The organism is Bacteroides caecigallinarum (genome assembly GCF_021530995.1).
Classification (GTDB): Bacteria; Bacteroidota; Bacteroidia; order Bacteroidales; family Bacteroidaceae; genus Phocaeicola; species Phocaeicola faecigallinarum.
The window spans coordinates 1-2961 of sequence record NZ_JADYTF010000196.1 but is presented as its reverse complement, the minus strand read 5'-3'; the positions used below and the strand labels follow the sequence as shown (position 1 = coordinate 2961).

At 33.9% G+C, this 2961-nt stretch carries 4 protein-coding genes; all 4 read left to right on the top strand.

The features are described 5' to 3' along the window. Positions 1-1075 (top strand): phage baseplate assembly protein V (locus I6E24_RS15865; RefSeq protein WP_235329633.1); only part of this gene is annotated, 1075 nt, incomplete at its 5' end. Positions 1076-1097: 22 nt separating this feature from the next. Beyond that, positions 1098-1481 carry a DUF4280 domain-containing protein gene (locus I6E24_RS15860; protein ID WP_235329631.1) on the top strand — a complete coding sequence of 128 codons (384 nt, stop codon included), beginning with the start codon at positions 1098-1100 and terminating at the stop codon, positions 1479-1481. Position 1482: 1 nt separating this feature from the next. Next, complete coding sequence (locus tag I6E24_RS15855; protein WP_235329629.1) at positions 1483-2271, top strand: M23 family metallopeptidase; 789 nt, start codon at positions 1483-1485, stop codon at positions 2269-2271. Between the two features lie 4 nt (positions 2272-2275). Next, a partial coding sequence (locus I6E24_RS15850) for a hypothetical protein (RefSeq protein WP_235329627.1) occupies positions 2276-2961 on the top strand: 686 nt, incomplete at its 3' end.

The following is a 2961-nucleotide window of genomic DNA, read 5'->3' as shown; positions in this document are numbered from 1 at the left end:
AAATATGGCATCATTCTCTTTTAATCATTTTTTACCAGACCACTATCAATTTGGAAAAGAAAATTCTTTTATTAGTGAATCTGGACGTAATATTGCTGATAATAATGTAAATGACTGGACAGATAAAGCCTATTATGCTTCGCAACAGCGATATAATAACGAAAATATTACAGTACTTTCAACAGGTGGTTTTGATAATGGTAGCGATGGAGAAGGTATTGATACAATATTGGACTATTCAGTAAAGTTGGAAGCGGAAGGGAAAAAAACAGGAATGATGACTGTAAACGGATTCTCGAAGTTAGCATTATTAAAAATTGGCCAAACATTTCTTATTCGTGACAAAGTTCAGAATAAATCAGGAGAAAGTAAAGATGTGGAACAGAAAGCATTAAAGATTATAGGAATAAATCATTCTTTTGATTATCAACAAGAATATTCCAATATTTTTACGGCAATACCAGTAGCATGTAACTTCCCATCATATTCTGATGCAAATGTCTATCCAATATGTCCCCCTCAAAGAGCAAAGGTTGTAGAAAATGAAGATAAACAAAAATTAGGTAGAATTCGAGTACAATTCCCTTGGCAAGAAGCTCAGAATAAGGAAATGAAAACTCCTTGGTTACGCATTGCGGTTCCTTATTCAGGACAAGGTAAAGGCTGTTATTTTATCCCGGAAATAGGTGAAGAAGTAATGGTCGGCTTTGAAATGAATAATGCTGAGCGACCATACATTATAGGTACGTTCTTTAACGGAGGTAATGGAAAACCTGACGAGAAATGGACATCGACAAATGAAACCCCAAACAATATTAAAGCTATTAGAAGCCGTAATGGTCATACTATATTGTTTAATGATCAGGGAGAGGCTGGCTTATTAGAGATTTATGATAATAAAGGTAATACGTACCATATAACATTGTCTGCGGACGATAAAAAAATCACCATACATTCGGCTGGTAAAATTGAAATTATTGCAGACAGTGATATAAATATCAAATCAAAAGGCAATATATCAATGGAAGCTAATCAGGAAGTCTCGATTCAAGCTTCCAAGGTTAAGGTTCGATAGTCATTAATTTACTAAGTATGTTATGGAATATGTTTGTTCAGGAGCTACTTTAAAGTGCACGATGGGTACATCCACATCAAAATTAAAGGCTACACCTAAAAATGTAACATTGATGGGACAAGATCAAGCTAATATTGCTGATTACGTATCAATAACAAATATCCCAGGATTTGGGAAATGTCGGTCATTAGCATATCCTCCTACTGCTTCAGCTACTGCTGCTAATCACGGAAAGCTAACTCCAATGCCATGTGTACCAGGCACGTGTCCAAAATGGAAAGTCATAGATAAGGATAGTCTTGTTTATGGTGAACCTGCTTTATTGGAATCATCTACACTAAAATGTGTGTATGGAGGAACAATATCTATAGTGGAACCTGGGCAGAATAAAGAATCAAAAAAATGAAATGAATAACTTTAGTCTCTATATATCGTTGATTATATTTATTTCAACAATTATTTTATCTGACGTCAAAGCTCAAGTTAAGAATAATTTTGAGTTATTACAGGAAATCTCTGTAGAAAACATAAAAATAAAAAACAATACACATCAAAATAGTAAAATAAAACGCAATATCAAACATAAAAAGCAATCACAATTGAATCTTAATGATTCAATATTAAATTTATTTGACGTTGATATAGATTTAGCTTTAGGAGATGTATCCCTTGACGCTACTTGGGGAGATCCTGTAGTTAGTCCGCAAATAAGATGCAATAAAGCCAGTAATTTGTTCGGACCTGTACGGCATAATGCAGATGGTAGTATTAGGTGGCATCGTGGTTTTGATTATTATGCGCCAAAAGGAACACCAATTATGTCTGTAGGAGAAGGTGTTATTTCTTTAATACAAGAAAATCATCCAGGGTATGGATTATGTATACTTATAACACATAAACGTCCGAAAAAAACATATTATTCGTTTTACGCACATCTAAGTTCCGTCTCAGTGAAATATGGCCAGAAAGTTCAGAGAGGAACTGTAATAGGACGAAGCGGAACAACTGGTAATGCCAACAATCTTTCAGGTAAGGAAGAACACTTACATTTTGAATATCGTACTAGTCCTAAACATGGAGCGAAAAAGCAAGCAAATCCTAATGCGATATTAAAAACAAAGTTTTATAGTGCAGACCCCAAAAACAAATGGCAATCTAACGTAAATGTGGTTAGATCTAATAGTCTATCATTCTAAACTTATGAAACTATCAAAGCCGGCAATTCCTAAAGAATTAGATGCAGATGTTGCAATTTCTATCGTGATTCCGCATGCGAGAGAAATGTCAAAGAATCATGTCTCTTTAACATATGATTTTAAGGGAGTCTCGGAGCGAACTGCTTTAGGTGATGAACTTATTATTGGGATTAAAAACAAACAGGATTCATCGTCTGTTTTAAAATTTTCTCTGAAGAGGGATAGCCTGTATCACATATTACCTGAATACTTATTTCATTCTCTAGACCATTATCTAAATACAAATGGTGATTCTGATGAATTTGATAAACGGTATAAAGAACAGGAAGAACAAAAGAATAAAGCTTTAACTTACTTTGGACCATTTGATCAACGATTTCAAGAAATGAGGGTCCAATATCAAGAATGGTTAAATGAAAATATTTTTAAAGGCAACCATTTTCTTGCAGAATTTATTACCGAAGGTCATGATGTAAACTTAAATAATTCATTTATAAGAGCCGTTTATCCCTGTATTTCATGGCTTAGGTGTTATAGGGGAAACGACGAATTAATTAGAACTGCATTGAGTTATGCATTTGATAATCAGATAGAAGTCAATAAATGCCTCTGTGAAATTAACAAGAATATATCAACTAAGGTCCATACTTGCCTAACAGGAACACTTGATGAATTATATTGTGGTACATC

Bases quoted from the DNA above. Each gene is read 5' to 3' on its own strand.
- I6E24_RS15860 (WP_235329631.1), top strand. From the start codon at position 1,098: ATGGAATATGTTTGTTCAGGAGCTACTTTAAAGTGCACGATGGGTACA.
- I6E24_RS15855 (WP_235329629.1), top strand. From the start codon at position 1,483: ATGAATAACTTTAGTCTCTATATATCGTTGATTATATTTATTTCAACA.